Raw genomic sequence first — 20,270 nt, forward strand, 5'->3', positions numbered from 1 at the left:
GGGTGTTCACCGGCCACACCGGCAGGACGTTCTCCCGCGGGTACGCCGAGATCTCGTCGTAGCCGATCGTGCGGTTGGGGACCTCGGGCAGCGCGGTCGCGGAGGCCGGGACCGCCGAGGGGACGGCCACGAGGGCCGCCAGGATCGGCGTTGTCGTCAGGACGGCCAGGGCGGTCCTGGGTTGCGGTCGACGCATGAGGGCGGAGCTCTCCTTCGAACTGGGCATGCGGGAACGCCCCGACGCGGAAGCGGGGCGTGAGAAAGGGGAAGCGAAGTACGTGAAGCCCGGAAGTGGGCGTGGCGCGGCGTCGGCAGCGCTAGAAGGCGGGCCGAGGCGTCAGGTGCGCAAAGAGAGCGTCACCAGGCGCGACAGGCGGCGCTGGCGACGAGCAGCAGGTCGATGTGACCGCGAGTGGTGAGCCGGGCGCCGGACATGGCTGCACTCTGTCGGGGTCGCCTTCGCACTGTCAATGCGCTGGTGCGGGCCCGTCTCGCGACGTGAGACGCACAGGCCGCCCGTGTGCCCCTCGGGTGGCCCCTGGGTCTGGCGGGCGTAAGAGATCCGTAACCCCATGCCGCGCATCGACATCGCGAACGCATGGAAGGCGTCCCGGCAGGAGCGGCATGCCGGCGTGCGTGCCGGCCCCCGCAGGCCCACGACGCGAGGAGGCCCACTTGACCGGACCACTGCGAGGTGGCGGGCGCACCGTGCTGGTCGCGCTCGCCGTCTCCACCATCGTCGCACCGCTGACCGGCATGGCACCGGCAAGGGCCGACGCGGCCACGGAGGCGCCGACCGCGACGGCTCCGGCGGCAGCCGTGAAGTACCGCTACGTCGACCTCGGCGCCCTGGGCGCAAGCCTGGGAGGAGGGTCGCGCAGCGACGCAGTAGCGATCAGCGAGCGCGGGCAGGTCGTCGGCAGTTCGTCCGCCCCTTCGGGCGGCGGGGTCTTCGGCTATCTCTGGGAGAACGGGCGGATGACGCAGCTCGACCCCCAGTCGGGCGCGGACGGCCGGGTCATCCAGTCCAACGACGTGAACGAGGCGGGCACGATCGTCGGCTGGGGATGGACCGGGTTCTACACCCCGCCGCGGCCGGTCGTCATCCAGGACGGCGTCCGCAGGACGCTGCCCACCGGCTACGGCGCGGAGAGCGGCGCGGCTGCGCGGGCGATCAACGACGACGGCTTCATCGTCGGCACCTATTTCGAGAAGCAGGGCTCTCCCATCCGGGCTGCCGTGTGGAAGAACGGCCAGGTGCAGGACATCGGCACCCTGGGTGGGGTGGCCGCGACGCGGTACGGCACCGAGAGCGAGGCGCGCGACGTCAACAATGCCGGTGAAGTCGTGGGTGTCGCGCTGCCGGCCGGAGGAGCGCCGCTGCACGCCTTCGTCTGGCGGGACGGCGTCATGCGTGACCTCGGCGGCCTCGGGGGGACGACCGAGGCGAGCCAGGCGAACGCGATCAACGAGCGGGGGGACGTCGTGGGGTCGTCCCAGGCCGCGGACGGGAAGACGTACGCGACCCTGTGGAGCGGCGGGAGCGCGCGGAGCCTCGGCACGTTGGACGACGGCCTGCAGAACGCGGGCAGCGTCGCTTACGGCATCAACGAGGCCGGCACGGTCGTCGGGACGTCCAACGTGCGGATCCCGGGCAAGGCCTCCACCGAGTACCACGCAGCGGTCTGGAGGGACGGGCAGGTCTACGACCTGAACGCGGTCACCAGGGACGTCCCGGCGGACCTGAACCTCTGGCTGGCGTCGTCGGTGAACGACTCCGGGGTCATCGTCGGGCGGGGCTGTGTCATCGGCACCTGCGGATGCGAGTGCGTGATCACGCGCGCGGTGATGCTGGTTCCTGAGGGCGTGGACGGCCCGCCGGGGAGGGGCCTGCGCGCCTCCTACTTCAGCACGCCCGACCTCTCCGGCCCCTCCGTGGACCGCGTCGACCCCGTCGTCGACTTCGACTGGGGGCTGTCGGCGCCGGCTCCGGGGACTCCGGAAGACCGCTTCTCCGTCCGGTGGACCGGCCTCGTGATCGCGCGCCACACCGAGCTCTACACCTTCACGACCACCAGCGACGACGGGGTGCGGCTCTGGGTCGACGAGCGCCTGGTGATCGACCAATGGCACGTCCAAGGGCCGACCGCATACAGCGGCACCATCTTGCTGAGCGCCGGGGACTCCTACTCGGTGCGGCTCGAGTACTTCGAGCACACCGCCGGGGCGACCGCGCAGCTGCGGTGGTCGAGCGCGTCCCAGCCGGAGGAGGTCGTCCCCGCGGATCGTCTGGTGCCGACGACGCCGGTGGCCGAACCGGGCAAGGGCCTGCAAGCCGAGTACTACGCCACGAACGATCTCAGCGGGCCGGCAGTCAGGCGCGTCGACGCCAGCATCGACTTCGACTGGCGAGGGGCACCGCCGGTAGCCGGGCTCCCGAGCTCGAACTTCTCCGTCCGCTGGACGGGGACCGTCGTGCCGCGCGCCGACGAGGTCACGTTCACGACCGCGAGCGACGACGGGATCCGTCTGTGGATCGACGGACGGCTGGTGATCGACGAGTGGAACTACCGCCGGGTCGCCGAGCACTCGGTCACCCTGCCGCTGGCGCACGGGCATCCGTACTCCATAAAGATCGAGTACTTCCAGGGCGGCAACGACGCCGTCGCGAAGCTGAAGTGGGGCCGCGGGCCGGCGCAGGAGATCGTCCCGCCCGCCCAATTGCTGCCGACACTGCCGAGGATGGGCCTGCGCGCGAGCTACTTCCCGAACAAGACCCTCTCCGGGCCGGCGGTAACGCGGGTCGACCGCACCCTGGACTTCGACTGGGGCCTCGGCAACCCGGGCGACGGCCTGCCCGACGACGGGTTCTCCGTCCGGTGGGAGGGGCGGGTGTGGCCACGCACGACGGGCAATCACACGTTCTACACGACGAGTGACGACGGCATCCGGCTCTGGATCGACGGAAAACTGGTCATCGACCAGTGGAACGACCACGGGCCGACGGAGCACAGCGGCACCGTGTGGCTCGCGGCGAACGTGCACCACGCCATCAAGGTCGAGTACTACGAGAACGTGTGGACCTCGACGGCCAGGCTGGCCTGGTCCGGCCCGGGGCTGCCGAAACAGGTCATCCGGCCGGAGCAGCTGATCCCGCTGCGGGATTAGGAGATGCGCAGGAGGGCGGGGAGCCGCAGCTCCCCGCCCTCCTGTCATCCCTGCATCTGCGTCAAAGAGCCGCGCACTGCCCGCTTCGCCGACCGTTCACCGTGTTGTCGACCCCCAGGTCGACGGGAGAAGCCACGTTCGTGCTGCAGCTCAGCTGCCCCTTGACCAGCGATCCGGCGAGCACCGGCGCGTACGCCGTGGAGCTGTTGCCGGACAGGGTGACCGCGCCGCGCACCTCCGCCCCGAGCAGCGACACACCCCCGGTCGCGCCGGAGACGGTGACCGAGCCCGTGACCAGCGTGTCGGTCAGCTGGACGGCGCCCGCCCCCGTCGCGGTGACCGGGCCACGGATCTCCGCGTCGGACGCGACCAACGACGCCCCACCGCTCACCGTCACGGGGCCGCTGACCCGGGCACCGTCGAGGCAGACGACGCCAGAAGTGATGTTCAGCGGAGTGCTGACCCGGCCAGTGACGGTCGTCGTGCACGCGGGCGTCGCCGGCAGCACGGACACGGTGAACGCGCCCTGCCCGCCGATGTTGCCCGCCGCGTCGATGCCGCGATACTCGATGAGGTGCGTGCCGTAGCCCGGCCGGCGCTCCTCCCACGGCTGCGGCGACAGGCCCTCCGGGCTGAGGCTGCCGTAGACGAGCCCCGCGATGTTCGTGCCCCGCGGCGTGAACCGGAACGGCGTTCCCTCCGGCGCGTCCGGCCAGCCGTAGTAGTGGTGCCAGCCGTCGCCGTCGCGGCGGAACTCCCCGACGACGTAGCCCGGGCCGTTGTCGGTCGGTGTGAGCCCCATCGTGAACTGCTCGTTGTAGACGTAGTGCGGCTTGCCGTCCGCTCCGTCGAACGTCGTCAGCGGGGTGGACACCTCGTACCCGACGGTGGCCGGGGCCGTGTCGACGGTCCACGTCAGCGTCTCGGTGCCGACGGACGCGGTCAGCGTGTGCAGCCCTGGCGACAGTGTGCGCGTGGCGAGGTCGAAGCTGCGCGCCATCGTCGGGCTCGGGACGACGGCACCGTCGAGGCGCCAGACCACAGCGGGCACGGAGTCCGAGGGGTGCGTCGTCTCGGCGTACACGACGTCCTGCGCGCCCACCGGCCGCTCGGTCTGCGTCCACGACGTGAACTTGCTCGGCACGGTGGAGGGCGCCGAGGCCGCTTCGCCCACGGTCCACGTCCGGGTGGCTGTCATCGTCGCGCGGACCGCCGGGTCGCGGACGAACTCGGTCGGGTCGACGACGGTGGCGGTGACGGTGTGCGGTCCCGCGGCGAGACCGAGCGTCTCGAGGTCGAGGTCACGGCTGTTCTGCGTGTTGGGAATCGCAGTTCCGTCGACGGCCCACGTGACGTCGAGGTCGTGGTAGACGGGATGAGCGGTCTCGACCCAGAGCACATCCGTGCGCCCGACCGGCGCGGACGTCGGCGTCGAGTCCTCGATCAGGTTGACGCGCTGAGAGATCCGCTGTGTCATGCGCTCTCGCGAGACCTGGTCGAAGTAGTAGCCCAGCGAGATCATCATCGAGTGCTTGCTCGGCCGCCAGATCCCGCTGTCGAAGTACTGGCCGCCCTCGTAGCGGCCGATGACTCCGCCGGACTCGCTCGGCTCGCCCAGCCAGCGCCACCACTTGCGCTGCTGGTCCAGCATCTGCTGCTCGGTCAGCAGCGTGTGGTGGATCGAGCTCGGCTCGCCGCCGGTGTATCGGCCACCGGGGACACCACGGCCGTAGTACGTGTACTCGTCCTGCAGCCCGCCGAGGGAGTGGCCGAGCTCGTGCGGCGTGATGAGCGCCGAGAGGGCGTTGCCGCCGGACGCGGTGGCATAGGCACCGCCGGCCCCGCCGTACGTGTCGCTGTTCGCGATCGCGAGGATCTGGTCGTAGTCCGGGGTGGCCATCGTGGCGTACTGACGGGCGACGGTGTTGTTGACGGTCAACAGGCGCTGGACGCTGCTCGGGTTGCACCCGCCCCAGAAACCCATGCCGAGCACGGTGTCGCGCCGCGGGGACGTGAGGTCGGGGTCGCAGTCGACGCCGGACTCGGCCGACTCGATCTCCACCAGGTAGACGTTGATGTAGTTGCGGTAGCTGCGGAAGGGCTCGATGCTCCACAGCACGTTGAGGTGCTTCTCGACGTCGGCACGGAACTCCGGGAGCTCGGCGGCCGTGTAGCCGTCGCCCATGACGACCATGGAGAAGCGGTCCGCCGGGTCCCCGGTCACCTGCAGCGGGACGACCTTCGCGTCCCCCACGGCCGCGGTGGCAGTCTCCTGGGCGACGGTGGGCAGCAGGGCGGCGGCGAGGACGGCCGCTCCCAGCGCGGCTGCTCTTCGGATCATCGGCTTCCTTCCAGAGGCGGTGCGCACAGACGCGCTGGGCGCATACTTCCGCCGCCGAAGGACCGCTGCATCCGTCAGCTGACGGAAGCCGAGCCGCTGCGGGCCCGGCTCCCGTCGCACCGGTGGGACGTCGGGGGGCCGGCTGCTGGGCAGCTCTGCCTAGCCCTGCGCCTCCTTCGACAGCCACTCCCACTCCCGCCACGTCGCGAGCCGCTGCTCGTAGTCGGCCGTCGCGATGCCGAGCGGCGCGGCGCCGAAGAACACCCGCAGTGGCGGGTTCTCCGCGTCCACCAGCTTCAGCACGGCGCCTGCGGACGCGGTGGGGTCGCCGGCCGCTGAGGTGCGCGCCTTGCGCTGCTCAGCTGCCTTCTCGCGGAACTCGTCGTACGCCGCGAGCGGCGTCGCGTGCCGCGCGGACGAGCCGCCCCAGTCGGTGCTGAAGCCGCCGGGCTCGATGAGCGTGACGCGGATCCCGAAGTCCGCGACCTCCTGCGCGAGCGCCTGGCTGAAGCCCTCGAGCGCCCACTTCGAGGCGTGGTAGGCACCGATGTTGGGGAACGCCGAGATGCCGCCGATGCTGGAGACCTGCAGGATGTGCCCGCCGCGCTGTGCACGCAGGTGCGGGAGCGCCGCCTGGGTGACCCAGAGCGCCCCGAAGACGTTGGTCTCGATCTGGTCGCGCAGCTCGGCCTCGGACAGCTCCTCGATCATGCCGAACTGCCCGTAGCCGGCGTTGTTGACGACGACGTCGACCCGGCCGAAGTGCTCGAACGCCCGGTCGACCGTGGCGAAGGCCGCGGCCCGGTCGGTCACGTCGAGCGGCAGCGCGAGCACGGAGTCGCCGTACGCGTCCTGCAGGCCCTTCAGCGAGTCCACGTTGCGCGCCGTCGCGACCACACGGTCACCGCGCTGCAGGGCGGCTTCGGCCCACTCGCGGCCGAAGCCGCGGGACGTGCCGGTGATGAGCCAGGTCTTCACGGACCCTCCAGAGGTCTGCGCCGAGGTCGGTTGCCTGAGGGCGCATACCCGTTCTGCGGCCCGCGCAGCACGTGGGCTGCGCCACCGGTCCCCGAGCGGCGCGCTACTCCTGAGACCGGGGCGAGCGGCGCGGGGCCCTGAGCAGCCGGTAGGCCCCGTCCAGCATCGCGGCCCGCAGCTCCTCGCGCGGCAGGGCCGCGAGCACCGGGTCGCGCAACGGGCCGGTGAGCGAGGCGAAGAACATCGACGCCGTCACGAGCCCCCGGGTGTCCGCGTCGGGGCCGAGCAGCAGCTCGGTGACCATCGGCCCCGCCGACTGCAGCCAGGGGTCGCGGCTCGCGAGCTCGGCGACGTAGAGGTCGCCGTTGAACACCCCGTAGCGCGGCCCCTGCTCGACGACGATGTCGATGAGCCCGGTCACCAGGACGTCGACCCGAGCGGCCCGGTTGCGCTGCGCCTGCGCCCGCTCGACCACCCGGCGCACCTCGTCCAGGACCGGGGTCAGCACGCCCAGGACCAGCTCGTCCTTGGTCTTGTAGTGGTAGTAGACCGCGGCCTTCGTCACGCCCATCGCGTCCGCGATCATCTGCAGCGACGTGCCGGCGACGCCGTGCTCGGCGAACAGCCGCAGGGCCGTCTCGTCCACGCCCGCCCGCCCCAGGCGGCGCTCGCCTGCGCGCGCTGCCTTCGGCGGGCCCGCCGTGGTGTCGCTCATGTCCTCAGGCTAACGGGTCACGAGCCTGTTCCGACTAGCCGCGTGGCAAGCATCACGCTAGTCGTACGGCTAGTCACAGCTAGTCGAACGGCAAGTCTCAGGTGTACGTTGTCCTTGCCGATCGACTAGCCGTGGGGCTGGTCTCCGCGCTGTCTGTCCGTCCCGGGGGCTCATGCGCGGCCCCGGGCCTGCCGAGGAGTGACCAATGGCGACCTATCTGTACCGGCTCGGCCGGTTCGCGTTCCGGCGCCGCCGGCTCGTGGCCGCGCTCTGGCTGGCACTGCTGCTCGCCGCGGGTGCCGGGGCCGCGACCCTGTCCGGCCCCACGTCGAACGCGTTCTCGATCCCGGGCACGGAGTCCAGCCGTGCCCTCGACGTCATCGAGGACAAGCTGGGCTCGGCGGGCGACGTGGCCACGGCCCGCGTCGTGTTCCGCGCGAACGAGGACCTGCAGGCCGCGGAGCCGAAGTCGGCCGTCGAGGCCGCGGTGGCCGCCTTGGCGCAGGCCCCGCAGGTCGCGTCCGTGGCCGACCCGTACCAGGCGGGGACGGTCTCCCAGGACGGCCGGACGGCGTACGCGACCGTGACCTACTCGGTCGGCGCGGGCGACGTGACCCACGAGGCCAAGGAGGCGCTCTTCGCCGCCGGGGACAGCGCGAAGAGCGCCGGCCTCGAGGTCGAGTACGGCGGCGACGCCACGCAGGAGGCCTCGCACAGCGGGGCTACCGAGGTCATGGGCGTCCTCGTCGCGGCCGTGGTCCTCGCGATCACCTTCGGCTCGCTCGTGGCCGCCGGGCTGCCGCTGCTGACCGCCGTCGTCGGCGTCGGGCTCGGCCTCTGCGGCGTGCAGATCGCCACCGGCTTCTTCGGCCTGAGCTCGTCCACCTCGGCCCTGGCGCTCATGCTGGGCCTCGCAGTCGGCATCGACTACGCGCTCTTCATCCTGACGCGCTACCGGGCCGAGCTCGCGAACGGCCACGACGGCGAGGAGGCCGCCGGGCGCGCGGTCGGCACCGCCGGCTCCGCGGTCGTGTTCGCCGGGCTCACCGTCGTCATCGCCCTCGGCGCGCTCTTCGTGGTCGGCATCCCGTTCCTCACCGCGATGGGCGTCGCGGCCGCGGGCACCGTCGCGGCTGCCGTCGTCATCGCGCTGACCCTGCTGCCGGCCGTCCTCGGCTTCGCCGGCGGCAAGGTGCTCCCGAAGCGGGCGCGCGCCAAGCACGAGGCCGGGCACGTCCCGTTCGGCGAGACGTGGGGGCGGGCGGTCGTCAAGGCGCGCGGCCCGGTCCTCGCGCTCGCCGTCGTCGGCCTCGGCGTCGTCGCGCTCCCGCTAACCGACCTGCGCATGGCGCTGCCCGACGACAGCACCGCCGCCCCGGAGAGCACGCAGCGCAAGGCGTACGACCAGCTCAGCGCGGGCTTCGGGGCCGGGTTCAACGGCCCGCTCGTGCTCGTCGTCGAGGCGCCCGCCGGCCAGGCCACGGCCGCGGCGCAGCAGGCCAAGACCGGGCTCGCGCAGCTCGAGGACGTCGTCGCGGTCACCGACCCCGCCGCCAACCCGGCCGACGACACCGCGCTGATGACCCTCGTGCCGGGCAGCGGCCCGAGCTCGGAGGCCACGCAGGACCTCGTGCAGGACATCCGGGACCGGGCGACTGCGCTGACCGGGTCGGCGGACGCCGAGCTGATGGTGACCGGCACCACCGCCCTCAACATCGACGTCTCGCAGAAGCTGAACGACGCGCTGATCCCCTACCTCGCGGTCGTCGTGGGGCTGGCGTTCCTGCTGCTGATGCTGGTCTTCCGCAGCATCCTCGTGCCGCTCAAGGCGACGCTCGGCTTCCTGCTCAGCGTCGCTGCGACCTTCGGTGCCGTCGTCGCGGTGTTCCAGTGGGGCTGGCTCTCGGGCGTGTTCGGCATCGAGACGACCGGGCCGATCGTCAGCCTCATGCCGATCCTGCTCATCGGCATCCTCTTCGGGCTGGCCATGGACTACGAGGTCTTCCTCGTCGCCGGGATGCACGAGGCGTACGCCCACGGGGCCCGGCCGGACGCGGCCGTCGTCGCGGGGATGCGCAACGGCTCGCGCGTCGTCACCGCGGCCGCGCTCATCATGATCTCGGTGTTCTTCGGCTTTCTCCTGGCCGACGACGCGATCATCAAGTCCCTCGGCTTCGCGTTCGCCGCGGGTGTCGCCATCGACGCCTTCGTCGTCCGCATGACGATCGTGCCGGCGGTGCTCTCGCTGCTCGGCGACAAGGCCTGGTGGCTGCCGCGCTGGCTCGACCGGGCGCTGCCCAACGTCGACGTCGAGGGCGCGAAGCTGGCCGAGCAGCTCCAGCCGGCCGGGGCGCGGCGCGAGCTCGTCGACGCCTGACTCCCGGCGCCCCGCCGGCCGGCCTCCCCGGCGGCCGACGGGGCGCACTGCCGTTCGCACTGCCGGAAAGGACGGGGCATGACGACGCCCGCACCCGAGGTGCTCGCCGACGCGGGCACGGCCCCCACGCCTGCCGGCGACGGCGCGAGGGCCCGACGGTGGCTCGACCGGCCCCGGCCGACGTGGTGGCAGGAGGCCCTGCTGCTGGTCGGGATGCTGCTCGCCTACGACGTCATCCGGCTCGCGGCCACCGACGACCTCGCCGTCGCGCTCCGGCACGCCCGCGACCTGCTCGATGTCGAGGCCGCGCTCGGGCTGCACGTCGAGGCCTCGCTCAACGCGGCGGTCGTGGGCCACCGTTGGATCGAGGTGGCCGCGTCCTACTGGTACGCCGCGCTGCACTACACGGTCACGCCGCTCGTCCTCGTCCTGCTCTGGCGGTGCCGGCCGGGGGAGTACCGCCGGCTGCGCGCCGCGCTCGTCCTGCCGACGGCGGCCGCCCTCATCGGCTACCTCGCCTTCCCGACCGCGCCGCCGCGGCTCGTCCCCGGCTACACCGACGTGCTGCTCTCGACCTCGGACGTCGGCTGGTGGGGCGGCCACGGCGGGGGAGTGCGCGGCGCGTCCGAGGCGGTCAACCAGCTGGCGGCCATGCCGTCGATGCATGTCGGCTGGGCGCTCTGGTGCGGGCTCGTCCTCGCCCGGCTGTCGCGGCGCCCGTGGCAGCGCGCGCTCGCCCTGTCGTACCCGGCCGTGACGACTCTCGTCGTGCTGGTCACCGCGAACCACTGGCTGCTCGACGCCGTGGTGGGCGCGGCGCTGATCCTTGCCGCGTGGTGGCTCGTCAACCGCGGGGGACGGCCCGCAGCGCCACGTCGACCGACGCGGGCGGGCTGACCGACGACCGCGGCTGAGTGCACGCCGGTTCGTCGGAACCCTGCCGTGCGCTGTCAGGGTTCGCCCGCACGCTGGCCCCATGAGCAGAGAGCTGAGCGACAAGGTCGCGGTGGTGGCGGGCGGGACGCGCGGCGCGAGCCGGGCGATCGCGGTGGAGCTGGGGCGGGCGGGGGCGACGGTCTACGTCACCGGCAGGACGACGGCAGCCGGCCGGTCCGAGGTCGACCGGCCGGAGACGATCGAGGAGACGGCCGCCCTCGTCGACGCGGCGGGCGGGACCGGCATCGCCGTCCGCGTCGACCACCTCGTCCCGGCCGAGGTCGCCGGACTGGCCGAGCGCATCGACGCCGAGCACGGGCGCATCGACGTGCTGGTGGACGGGGTCTGGGGTGGCGACGTCCACCTCGCCTGGGGCAAGCCCGTGTGGGAGCACCCGCTGGACACGAGCCTGCGGATGCTCCACCTCGGCATCGACGCCCACGTCATCACGAGCCACCACCTGCTGCCGCTCGTGCTGCGCCGACCGGGCGGCCTCGTGGTCGAGATGACCGACGGGACGGCGGAATACAACGCGGCCTACCGCAAGGGCACCTCGCTCGCGTTCTACGTGGCCAAGGCCGCCGCCCACCTGCTCGCCATCGGCCAGGCGGCCGAGCTGCAGGAGCACGGCTGCACCGCCGTGGCGGTCACGCCGGGATGGCTGCGCTCGGAGGCGATGCTCGACATCTTCGGCGTCCGCGAGGAGAACTGGCAGGACGCGCTGGAGCAGCAGCCCTACTTCGCCATCTCCGAGACGCCGGCCTTCGTGGCCCGAGGGGTCGCGGCGCTGGCCGCCGACCCCCGCCACGCGCGCTTCTCCGGGCGGACGCTGTCGAGCTTCGACCTGGCCTCGGCCTACGACGTCGACGACCTCGACGGCAGCCGTCCGGACGGGTGGCGCTTCGTGGTCGAGGTGCAGGACGCTGGCAAGCCCGCCGACACCGCCGGCTACCGGTGACGGGCGAGCATCGCCTCGAGGAGCTCGACGAACGCCGCGCGGACCTCCGGCGGGCCGACCACCTCGACGTCCGCGCCGAGCGGCAGCAGCTGCCCGGCGGCGATCTCGGGCTCCTCGAGGCCGAGCTCGACCTCGGTCCAGCCGTCGGACGCCGGTGCCGCCGCAGCGGCCAGCCCCGCCCGTGCCACGTCCGCGTCGAGGACGCGCGGCAGCACCCGCAGGCCGCGCGGGCTCAGCCGCACGCGGACCGCGACACGCTGCAGCGACCGCTCGAACTCCGCCGAGGACCGGGCCCACCACTGCGCGAGGTCGAAGCCGGGCGGCCGTTCGAAGGGCTCGTCGAGCTCCTCCACCTGCGCCATCCGCGCGACCCGGTACGTCCGGACGTCCGTGCCGGCCTGGGCGGCCAGGTACCACGTCCCCGCCTTCAGCACGAGGCCGAGCGGGCCCAGCACGCGCTCGACCTCGTCCTCGCCGCGGCGGTAGCGGGCGCGCACCCGGTGCTCGGACCACACGGCCCGGGCGAGCGTCACCAGCTCCTCGCTCTCCTCCTCCCGGCGGAACCATCCGGGGGTGTCGAGGTGGAACCGCTCGGCGAGCTGCTGGGCCTGCTCGCGCACCTGCGCCGGGAGCGTCGCGGCGACCTTCGCGTGCGCGGCAGACACAGCGGTCCCGAGACCCAGCTCGGCCAGCGCCCGCGGTGTGCCCAGTGTGAGCAGGGCGACCGCCTCGCGTGTCGTCAGGCCGTCCAGCCGGGAGCGCCACCCGTCGACGAGGCGGACGCCGCCGTGCCGGCCGGGCTCGGTCCAGACCGGCACGCCCCACTCGCGGAGCGCGCCGAGGTCGCGGTGGACGGTGCGCTCGGACACCTCCATCGCCGCGGCGAGCTCGGCGACGGTGGCCGAGCGTCGGCTCTGCAGGGTGAAGAGCAGGGCGACGAGGCGTTCGGCGCGCACTCAGCTGCCCGTCGTGTCGGGCGTGGCCATCAGCGGGCCGCCAGGAACTCCAGCACCCGCTCGGTCAGCAGCCCGGCCGCTTCCGCGTCGTACGCCGGGAGGCTGCTGTCCAGGAAGAGGTGCCGGTCGCCGGGGTAGAGGAAGAGCTCGGCCTCGGGGGCCGACGCCACCAGCGCCCGGGCCGCGTCCAGGTCGCCCTCGTCGACGAAGACCGGGTCCGCGTCCATGCCGTGCACCTGGACAGGGACCTCGGCCGGCCAGTCGCCGTCGAACTCCCTGGGCGGGACGCACGAGCCGACGAGGACCGCGCCACGGGCGCCCGGCCGCGTCTGGGCCAGCAGCTGCGCGGGCAGCACGCCGAGCGAGAGGCCGATGTGGACCAGGCCGGCGGGCAGCCCCTCCGCGGCCGCGCGGCCGCGCTCGAGGACCGTGCCGAACCCGGCCTCCTGCGCGTAGCCCACGCCGGACTCGAGGTCGTCGAAGGTCCGCCCGTCGTAGAGGTCGGGCGCGTGCACGGTGTGCCCGGCGGCCCGCAGCGTCCCGGCGAAGGCCTCGACCCCGGCGGTCAGGCCCTGGGCGTGGTGGAAGAGGAGTACGTCGGCCATGTGGCGCTCCTTGGCGGGAGGGGGAGCTGTCGCAGTCGCATCCTGCCGTCGCTGGCGCCTGGGCTCGCAGCGGCCTGTGGACGACGCACTCCCGCGCCGCTCACGACCCGCCGCCGGACACCCGCGTCACAGGTCCTTGCGCTGGAACGACGTGACCGCGAGCCCGCCGACCATCACCACCCAGGCCACGGCCCACAGCAGGTAGCCGGGGGTCAGGGGCGCGGCGCTGAGGAAGGGGAACGCCTCGGAGTCCGCGCCGCCGAACTGCACGAGCGCCGACGGGTCCTGGAAGCCGTGCATCGCCCCGCGCCAGAGCCCGTCGGTCGGCAGCAGCATCCGCGACACGGTCCCGACGCGCTCGACGGCCTCGTTGCCCAGCGAGCCGCCGATGCCGCCGACCACGCCGGCGATCCACGTCGTGCCGAACAGCCCGACCGCGACGACGCCGGACGCCATAGGGGAGACGGCTGTGGACAGCAGCAGCGCGAGTGTGAGCAGCACGGTCGTCTGGCCCGCGAGCAGCGCGAGGGCCGCGGCGGGCTGCGGTGGCCAGTAGTCGACGGTCGCCCAGACCACGAGGCACTGCGCGAGGCCGGCGACGACGACGAAGCCGCTGCCGAAGGCGACCAGGCCGAGCCACTTGCCCAGCAGCAGCGCCGACCGGCGGATCGGCCGGGCCAGGACCGACAGCGCGATGCCCGACTCCGTCTCGCCGGAGAGCGTCGGCCCGGCGAGGAACGCGGTGCCGAGCGCGGCGATGAGGCTGAAGCCGAACATCACCAGGTTGAGCAGGATCGACGCCGTCAGCCGCGCCTCCCCGCTGGTGAGCGTCGCGTCCCCGGACTCGGCGGCGACGCGGGAGAAGCCCCAGGCGCTCAGCGCGATGAGCACGACGGTCAGCGCGACGAGCGCGAGCAGGACCCGTCGGCGCGACGCCTCCTGCAGGGTCAGCGCGGCGATGGTGAGCACGGTGCGCGCCGTTGTCACCGGGAGCTCCCTTCGGTGTCGGAGCGGGCCTCGGACGCGGAGCGCAGGATGCCCAGCAACCGCTCCTCGAGCGTGATCCGCGCCGGCTCCACCGCGTGCACCTGGGCGCCGAGCGCCACCAGGTCGGCCACGAGCGCCGGCACCGCGGTGTCCTCGTCGGCCGCCAGCGCCACGGTGAACCAATCACCCTCGCGCTCGACCGGCCCGGTGGCGGCGAGCCGCTCGCGGGCGGCCGCCGACACGCCGGTCAGCTGCAGCTTGAGCTCGCGCTGGCCGAGCAGCTCGGCCAGCGTGCCGGAGGCGGCGACGCGCCCGCGGTCGAGGATCACGACGCGGTCGCACACCCGCTCGACCTCGCCGATGAGGTGGGAGTTGAGCAGCACCGCGACCCCGCGGGCCTTGAGGTCGAGCACGATGTCGCGTACGTCCGCCCGGCCGAGCGGGTCCAGGGCGCTGGTCGGCTCGTCGAGCACCACCAGCTCCGGCCGCGCCACCAGCGCCACGGCGAGGCCGAGGCGCTGCTGCATGCCCTTGGAGAACCCGCCGACGCGGTCGCCGGCGCGGTCGCCCAGCCCGACCAGCGCGAGCACGTCGCGGCGCTGGGCGGGGGTGACGTCGGTGCCGGAGAGGCGGACGTGCAGGGCGAGCACCTCCGTCGCGCTGAGCCAGGGCTGGTAGCGGAAGAGCTCGGGCAGGTAGCCGACCCGGGCGCGGGCGGCCGGGTCCGCGGCGGGCTGCCCGAGCAGCATGACCTCGCCCGCGTCCGGGTGGACCAGGCCGAGCAGCATCTTGATGACCGAGGTCTTGCCGGCGCCGTTCGGCCCGAGCAGGCCGACCACCTCGCCCCGGCCCACCTCGAGGGAGACGTCCGCGACCGCCTGCCGCTTGCCGTACCTCTTGCGCAGCCCCGAGCACCAGACGGCGGGAGCCGGCGGCAGGCCCGCGACGAGGCGCGACGCGGCATCGAGTGCCGCGTCGCGCCCGGCAAGCCCAGCCGTCACGTCAGGCCCCGCGCGACGTCGAGCAGCTCGTCGTCGTCGAGCGCGCCGCCCACCACCGTGACCACGCCGTCCTCGACCCACACCACGGCCGACAGCAGCCGGTCGCGCGTCGTCAGCACGGTCGCCTGGTGGCCGTCCACCTGCTCGGTGCGCGTCGAGACCTGGTCGCTCGGCACGGGCAGCGGCAGCGTCGAGCCGTCGGCGGTGAAGGTCCGCAGCTGGGCGGCGATCTCGGTGGGCAGGCCCGGCAGCGACAGCAGGTAGTCGCGGACGGTCTCGAACGGCACCCCGGAGGAGTACGCGGTCGGCGCGACGGCGCGGCCGACGACCAGGGCGGGAAGCCCGCTCGAGGACGTCCAGATCTGGGCGACGCCGGGGCCGGCGACGAGCCGGACCGAGCTGCCGTCCAGGCCCGCGGGCTCCGGCGGGAGCGGCTCGCCCGCCTGCGCGGCGGCCTCCGCGGCCCGCTCGGGGGAGAACGTGAACGTCGCCGCCGCCTCCTCGCCGACCTGGTAGACCGGGTCGCCGGTGACCCCGCGCGGCAGGCCCGCGACCTCGGGGACGTCGAGGCCGCTCTGCGCGGCGGCCACCCCCGCGCCCGGCACCGTCCGGACCCGGGTCTCCTTGGTGATCTCGAGGTTCCCGTAGGCCTCGAGGTCCGGCAGGGAGACCAGGTCGGAGGTGCTGAAGCTGATCGGCGCGACCTGCTCGGTGCGGAAGATCTTCACCCAGTCGTTGGCCGCCGCGGTCCCTGCGCCGGCCAGCACGACCGCCACGCCGAGGGCGGCGGCCGCCGGGCGGCGCAGGAACGCCCGGTAGCGCGACGTGCGCGGCTGCGGGACGGCCTGCGCACGCGCGGGGTGGGCCGCCGGCGGCCGCGCCGAGTGGGCCGCCGCCTGCAGCCGCTGCCACCCGGCCTCGACGTCGCTGGTGCCAGCGGTGGCGAGCGCCGCGCCGACGAGCGTGGCGTCCTGCTGCAGGGACGCGACCTCGGACAGGCACTGGGCGCAGTCGGCGACGTGCCGGCGGTCGGCGTCGGCCACCCCGGCCGGCTCGTCGACCAGCCGGCGCAGCACTCCTTCAGTCGGATGACGCATGACGGTTCAGCTCCTTGCGCAGGGCGGACTCGGCGCGTCGCACGGTGGTGCCCACGCTGCCGAGGGAAAGGTCCAACGCCGTGGCGACGTCGGCGTAGCTCAGGCCGCTGTGCCGCAGCACGAGGGCGACGGCTGACTTGCGGGGGAGGCGGGCGAGGGCGGCGCGTACGCGGCGGCGCTCCTCCAGCGTCACGACCGCCTCGGCGACGTCGGAGACGACGGGGGAGTCGGCTGCGGCGGCCGTCTCCTCACGGGAGGCGCGCCGGCGCCCCGACCGCAGCAGGTTCAGCGCCGTGTGGGCGGCGGCGACGGAGAGCCAGCCGCGGGCCTCGGCGGCGGGGACGTTCGAGCGGCCGAAGGAGAGGAAGACCTCCTGGGCGACGTCCTCGGCCTCGTCGCGCGCGCCGAGAACCCGGGCCGCCACGCCGACCACGCGCTCGTAGTCGCGGCGGAAGACCTCCTCGAGGTCCGCGCGGACGGGCCCCGACGACGAGCCCCGAGCCGTACCCGACACCTCGCCGCGCCCCCTCCGCTCGGCCCACCTCTCGGTCGCGGCCCCCGCGGGATCGGCCCGAACTGCTGCGGCGGCCGCGACGGCCACGGCGGCCGCTCCTCCGTGCCGAATCAGATCCATGCCCCTAGAGCACCGCCGGGGACGAGAATGTGACACGGGCGGGGCGCGGCGCCTACCAGCGGTCGATCGTGAACGCGGTGAGGAAGCCGAGCGTGGTGATGAGGCCGGTGAAGAGCCCGGCCTTCTCGAACGCCTCAGGGATCATCGTGTCGGCCAGCATCGCGAGGATCGCGCCGGCCGCGACGGCGGTGATCGCCGCGATCGTGGCGTCGGACGCGTCCTGCAGCAGCAGCGCCCCGACGAGCGCCGCGAGCCCGCTGGCGAGGGCGATCCCGCCCCACACGCCGAAGACGTACGCCGCGCTGCGCCCCGCGCGCTTCATGCCCGCTGCGCTGGACAGGCCCTCGGGGACGTTGGAGATGAAGACGGCCGCGAGCACGCCCACCCCGACGCCGCCCCCGCCGAGCAGCGACAGGCCGAGGACGACGGACTCGGGGATGCCGTCGAGCAGCGCGCCGACCGCGATGGCCGCGCCGCTGCCGGAGTCCTCGTCCTCGGACGGCTGCTGGTCCTCGGACCGCTTGCGGTGCCGGGCGCCCTGTCTGGCGAGCAGGACGTTGGCGCCCGAGTAGACGACCGCGCCGCCCAGGAAGCCGAGGATCGTCGGCGTCAGGCCGCCGGTCTGCTCGGCCTCGTCGACCAGCTCGAACGCGAGCGCCGAGATGAGCACGCCCGCGCCGAAGGCCATGATCCCGGCGACGACGGGCTGCGGGACGCGTACGCGCCAGGCGACCAGCGCGCCCACGACGAGCGCGAGCCCGCCGACGAGCCCCCACCAGCCGGCTTCGAGCCAGAGCGGCATCGCGCTTCCCCTTCCCGGCGCCGCCCTCGCCGCGCCCGCCGGGGCTTGCCCGTCGCGGCGAGAGGTGAAGCGTCGGTCACGCGCTCGGGACGATGTCCACCGCGGCGTCCTCCAGGCGTACGCCCGCGACCTGGGCTTCGACGCTGCGGCGCAGCGCCTCGTGCAGCGTGCGCGGGGTGAGGACGCCGACGTAGCGCTCGCCGTCGAGGACCGCGACCCAGCCGGCGTCGTACTGCAGCATCTCCTGGAACGCCTGCTTGAGCGACGCGCGCGCCGGCACCCATGCCTCCATCCGGTGGCAGCTGTCGGCGACGGTCCCGGTCCCCCGGACGGTGTCGGCCACGCCGATCCAGCCGCGCAGCGCCCCGCCGTCGTCGAGGCAGACCGCCCAGGCCGCGCCTTCGCGGCGCAGCAGGTCGGCGGCCTCGGCCAGCGTGGCCGAGCTGCGGACCACGGGCGGCTGCTCGAGGTCGCCGTCCGCGATCGGGGTGACCGAGAGCCGCTTGAGGCCACGGTCGGCGCCGACGAACTCGGCGACGAACGCCGTGGCGGGCGAGCCGAGCACGTTGGAGGGGGAGTCGTACTGCTCGACGTGGCCGCCCTGGCTGAGCACGCAGATGCGGTCGGCCATGCGCACGGCCTCGTCGAGGTCGTGCGTGACCAGCACGATCGTCTTGCGCACCTCCTCCTGCAGCCGGAGGAACTCGCCCTGCAGCCGGTCGCGCACGACCGGGTCGACGGCCCCGAAGGGCTCGTCCATGAGGAGCACCGGCGGGTCGGCGGCGAGCGCGCGCGCGACCCCGACGCGCTGGCGCTGCCCGCCGGACAGCTGCGCGGGGTAGCGGTTGCCGTAGAGCTTCGGGTCCAGGCCGACGAGCTCGAGCAGCTCGGCGGCCCGGGAGCGGGCCTGCTTGCGGTCGACCCCGAGCAGCCGCGGGACGGTCGCGGTGTTGTCGAGGATCGTCTTGTGCGGGAAGAGCCCGACCTGCTGGATGACGTAGCCGATCCGCCGGCGCAGCTGGACCGGGTCGGCGTGGGTCACGTCGTCGCCGTCGAGCAGGATCCGGCCGCTGGTCGGCTCGATGAGCCGGTTGATCATCTTCAGCGTCGTCGTCTTCCCGCACCCCGACGGGCCGACGAGGGCCACGAGCTCGCCGGCGCGCACGTCCAGGTCCAGGCTCTGCACGGCCACCGTCCCGTCGGCATAGCGCTTGCCCACGCCGTCGAGACGGATCATCGAATCCCCGGTAGCGTCCATCCGTGGCCCTCTCCTCCGCTGCCCAGAACCCGTGGGTCGACTGGGGCTACGTCCGCGACAACCGCGACACCATCCTTACCGCTCTCGAGCAGCACGTCACGCTGACGCTCAGCACGGTCGTGATCGGGACGCTCATCGCGCTGCCGCTCGCCGTCGTGGCCCGGCGGTGGCGCTGGCTGCGCGGGCCGGTGATCGGCGTCTCGGGCGTGCTCTACACGATCCCCTCGCTCGCGCTGTTCTCGCTGCTCGCGCCCTACACCGGCATCGGCGCGCGCACCGTGCTCATCGGGCTGGTGATGTACGCCCTGCTGCTGCTCGTGCGCAACGTGCTCGCCGGCCTCGACGGCGTCCCCGACGAGGTCCGCGAGGCGGCCCGGGGGATGGGGTACGGCCCGGTGCGCATGCTGCTCACCGTCGAGCTGCCCATCGCGATGCCCGCGGTGATGACCGGCATCCGGCTGGCGACGGTGTCGACCGTCGCGCTGGTGACGGTCGGCGTGGTCGTCGGCTACGGCGCGCTCGGCGGCCTCATCGTCAGCGGCTTCGACAACAACTTCTACAAGGCGCAGATCTTCACCGCGACCGCGATCTGCGTGCTGCTGGCGCTCGTCCTCGACGTGCTGCTGCAGCTGGCGACCAGGCTGCTCGTCCCGTGGGCTCGGCGGGGGGCGACGGCGTGAGCTACTTCTCCGACGCGTTCCGCTGGCTCAACGACCCGCTCAACTGGAAGGGCCCGGACGGGGTCACCGCGCGGCTGGTCGAGCATCTGGAGATCACCGGCCTCGCGGTGCTGCTCGGTGCCGTCTTCGCGCTGCCGCTCGGGGTCTGGCTGGGCCACACCGGCCGCGGCGGCGCGCTGACCGTCGCCCTCACGAACGCCTCGCGGGCCGTGCCGACGCTGGCCGCCCTGACGATCCTCGTGGTGGCGACCGGGGACCTCGGCAACGCCCCGACGATCTACGCCCTCGCCCTGTTCGCCGCGCCGCCGATGCTCGCCAACGCCTACGTGGGCGTGCGCGCCGTCGACCGCGACGTCGTCGAGGCCGCCCGCGGGATGGGGCTGTCCGGCCTGCAGTCGCTCGTCCGCGTGGAGCTGCCGCTCGCGCTCCCGCTGCTCATGGCGGGCATCCGGACCGCGGTCGTGCAGGTGCTGGCGACCGCGCCGCTGGCGGCGTACGTCGGCGGCGGCGGCCTCGGCCGGCTCATCCGCTCCGGCTTCAGCACCCAGGACTACGGCCAGACGCTCGCCGTGGCGCTCCTCGTCGCGGCGCTGGCGCTGGCGGCGGAGGGGCTGCTCGCCGCCGTCCAGTGGGCGGTCACGCCCGGCCGGTCGCTCCCGATCCGGCGTCCCCGCCCGGTCGAGCTGACCGACCCGGTGCCGGTGCGTCCGTGATGTGAACGGAATAAGAACCCGTCTTGCGCCTGCTGCGCCGTTCGTGTGGGGTGGGCACGGTGGG

The 20,270-nt window shown here is 73.7% G+C and carries 18 protein-coding genes; 6 read left to right on the plus strand and 12 right to left on the minus strand.

Translation table 11 applies throughout. The features are described 5' to 3' along the window. A partial coding sequence (locus G9H71_RS16630) for a hypothetical protein (RefSeq protein WP_166283787.1) occupies positions 1-196 on the minus strand: 196 nt, incomplete at its 3' end. Between the two features lie 479 nt (positions 197-675). On the opposite strand from G9H71_RS16630, the gene G9H71_RS16635 reads away from it, so the two are divergent. Beyond that, positions 676-3,168 (plus strand): PA14 domain-containing protein, encoded by a 2,493-nt coding sequence (locus G9H71_RS16635; protein ID WP_166283789.1) that lies wholly within the window; start codon positions 676-678, stop codon positions 3,166-3,168. Positions 3,169-3,229: 61 nt separating this feature from the next. On the opposite strand, the gene G9H71_RS16640 is transcribed toward G9H71_RS16635, so the two are convergent. The 3 genes from G9H71_RS16640 to G9H71_RS16650 all read right to left on the minus strand — a co-directional run bounded on the left by G9H71_RS16640 (position 3,230) and on the right by G9H71_RS16650 (position 7,202). Beyond that, complete coding sequence (locus G9H71_RS16640) at positions 3,230-5,509, minus strand: M64 family metallopeptidase (RefSeq protein ID WP_166283791.1); 2,280 nt, start codon at positions 5,507-5,509, stop codon at positions 3,230-3,232. 159 nt (positions 5,510-5,668) lie between these two features. Further along, a complete protein-coding gene (locus tag G9H71_RS16645) occupies positions 5,669-6,487 on the minus strand; it encodes an SDR family oxidoreductase (RefSeq protein WP_166283793.1) in 819 nt (272 codons plus the stop codon). Positions 6,488-6,590: 103 nt separating this feature from the next. Next, entirely contained in the window at positions 6,591-7,202 is a 612-nt protein-coding gene (locus tag G9H71_RS16650) for a TetR/AcrR family transcriptional regulator (RefSeq protein ID WP_166283795.1), read from the minus strand. A gap of 205 nt (positions 7,203-7,407) precedes the next feature. Between G9H71_RS16650 and G9H71_RS16655 the strand changes: the two genes are divergently transcribed. The 3 genes from G9H71_RS16655 (at position 7,408) to G9H71_RS16665 (ending at position 11,473) form a co-directional block, all read left to right on the plus strand. Then, positions 7,408-9,579 carry an MMPL family transporter gene (locus G9H71_RS16655; protein WP_166283797.1) on the plus strand — a complete coding sequence of 724 codons (2,172 nt, stop codon included), beginning with the start codon at positions 7,408-7,410 and terminating at the stop codon, positions 9,577-9,579. Positions 9,580-9,657: 78 nt separating this feature from the next. Beyond that, positions 9,658-10,476: a phosphatase PAP2 family protein gene (locus G9H71_RS16660; RefSeq protein WP_166283799.1), complete on the plus strand. Its 819-nt coding sequence runs from the start codon at positions 9,658-9,660 to the stop codon at positions 10,474-10,476. 79 nt (positions 10,477-10,555) lie between these two features. Then, positions 10,556-11,473, plus strand: coding sequence for an SDR family oxidoreductase (locus G9H71_RS16665; protein WP_166283801.1), 918 nt, complete (start codon positions 10,556-10,558; stop codon positions 11,471-11,473). Here the strand turns inward: G9H71_RS16665 and G9H71_RS16670 are convergent. The 8 genes from G9H71_RS16670 to G9H71_RS16705 form a co-directional block, all read right to left on the minus strand. Continuing rightward, the gene (locus G9H71_RS16670) at positions 11,464-12,429 is read right to left on the minus strand and encodes a helix-turn-helix transcriptional regulator (protein ID WP_166283803.1); all 966 of its coding nucleotides are present in this window, start codon (positions 12,427-12,429) and stop codon (positions 11,464-11,466) included. The genes G9H71_RS16665 and G9H71_RS16670 overlap by 10 nt on opposite strands. 29 nt (positions 12,430-12,458) lie before the next feature. After that, entirely contained in the window at positions 12,459-13,034 is a 576-nt protein-coding gene (locus tag G9H71_RS16675) for a dienelactone hydrolase family protein (RefSeq protein WP_166283805.1), read from the minus strand. A gap of 126 nt (positions 13,035-13,160) precedes the next feature. Further along, on the minus strand, positions 13,161-14,021 hold the full coding sequence (locus tag G9H71_RS16680; RefSeq protein WP_166283807.1) for an ABC transporter permease: 861 nt from the start codon (positions 14,019-14,021) through the stop codon (positions 13,161-13,163). Further along, positions 14,018-15,022: an ABC transporter ATP-binding protein gene (locus G9H71_RS16685; protein WP_166283809.1), complete on the minus strand. Its 1,005-nt coding sequence runs from the start codon at positions 15,020-15,022 to the stop codon at positions 14,018-14,020. The genes G9H71_RS16680 and G9H71_RS16685 overlap by 4 nt, the downstream gene beginning before the upstream one ends. Next, a complete protein-coding gene (locus tag G9H71_RS16690) occupies positions 15,019-16,119 on the minus strand; it encodes a hypothetical protein (protein WP_166283811.1) in 1,101 nt (366 codons plus the stop codon). The genes G9H71_RS16685 and G9H71_RS16690 overlap by 4 nt, the downstream gene beginning before the upstream one ends. Then, on the minus strand, positions 16,103-16,720 hold the full coding sequence (locus tag G9H71_RS16695; protein WP_331273063.1) for a sigma-70 family RNA polymerase sigma factor: 618 nt from the start codon (positions 16,718-16,720) through the stop codon (positions 16,103-16,105). Before G9H71_RS16695 ends, G9H71_RS16690 begins: the two co-directional genes overlap by 17 nt. 85 nt (positions 16,721-16,805) lie before the next feature. Beyond that, on the minus strand, positions 16,806-17,555 hold the full coding sequence (locus tag G9H71_RS16700; RefSeq protein ID WP_166283815.1) for a ZIP family metal transporter: 750 nt from the start codon (positions 17,553-17,555) through the stop codon (positions 16,806-16,808). Positions 17,556-17,631: 76 nt separating this feature from the next. Further along, positions 17,632-18,792 carry an ABC transporter ATP-binding protein gene (locus tag G9H71_RS16705; RefSeq protein WP_166283817.1) on the minus strand — a complete coding sequence of 387 codons (1,161 nt, stop codon included), beginning with the start codon at positions 18,790-18,792 and terminating at the stop codon, positions 17,632-17,634. Between the two features lie 23 nt (positions 18,793-18,815). Here G9H71_RS16705 and G9H71_RS16710 point away from each other — a divergent pair, with 23 nt between their 5' ends. Together G9H71_RS16710 and G9H71_RS16715 are read left to right on the plus strand one after the other, a co-directional pair. Then, on the plus strand, positions 18,816-19,493 hold the full coding sequence (locus G9H71_RS16710; protein ID WP_166283819.1) for an ABC transporter permease: 678 nt from the start codon (positions 18,816-18,818) through the stop codon (positions 19,491-19,493). Further along, positions 19,466-20,206 carry an ABC transporter permease gene (locus G9H71_RS16715; RefSeq protein ID WP_331273064.1) on the plus strand — a complete coding sequence of 247 codons (741 nt, stop codon included), beginning with the start codon at positions 19,466-19,468 and terminating at the stop codon, positions 20,204-20,206. Before G9H71_RS16710 ends, G9H71_RS16715 begins: the two co-directional genes overlap by 28 nt. The last annotated feature ends 64 nt before the right edge of the window (positions 20,207-20,270 follow it).

Origin of the sequence: Motilibacter deserti, from assembly GCF_011250635.1 — a bacterium.
GTDB lineage: Bacteria > Actinomycetota > Actinomycetes > Motilibacterales > Motilibacteraceae > Motilibacter_A > Motilibacter_A deserti.

Excerpts from the sequence above, each read along its gene's own strand:
- G9H71_RS16640 (WP_166283791.1), bottom strand. The coding sequence starts at position 5,509 with ATGATCCGAAGAGCAGCCGCGCTGGGAGCGGCCGTCCTCGCCGCCGCC.
- G9H71_RS16650 (WP_166283795.1), bottom strand. The coding sequence starts at position 7,202 with ATGAGCGACACCACGGCGGGCCCGCCGAAGGCAGCGCGCGCAGGCGAG.
- G9H71_RS16655 (WP_166283797.1), top strand. The coding sequence starts at position 7,408 with ATGGCGACCTATCTGTACCGGCTCGGCCGGTTCGCGTTCCGGCGCCGC.
- G9H71_RS16660 (WP_166283799.1), top strand. The coding sequence starts at position 9,658 with ATGACGACGCCCGCACCCGAGGTGCTCGCCGACGCGGGCACGGCCCCC.
- G9H71_RS16665 (WP_166283801.1), top strand. The coding sequence starts at position 10,556 with ATGAGCAGAGAGCTGAGCGACAAGGTCGCGGTGGTGGCGGGCGGGACG.
- G9H71_RS16675 (WP_166283805.1), bottom strand. The coding sequence starts at position 13,034 with ATGGCCGACGTACTCCTCTTCCACCACGCCCAGGGCCTGACCGCCGGG.
- G9H71_RS16690 (WP_166283811.1), bottom strand. The coding sequence starts at position 16,119 with ATGCGTCATCCGACTGAAGGAGTGCTGCGCCGGCTGGTCGACGAGCCG.
- G9H71_RS16700 (WP_166283815.1), bottom strand. The coding sequence starts at position 17,555 with ATGCCGCTCTGGCTCGAAGCCGGCTGGTGGGGGCTCGTCGGCGGGCTC.
- G9H71_RS16705 (WP_166283817.1), bottom strand. The coding sequence starts at position 18,792 with ATGATCCGTCTCGACGGCGTGGGCAAGCGCTATGCCGACGGGACGGTG.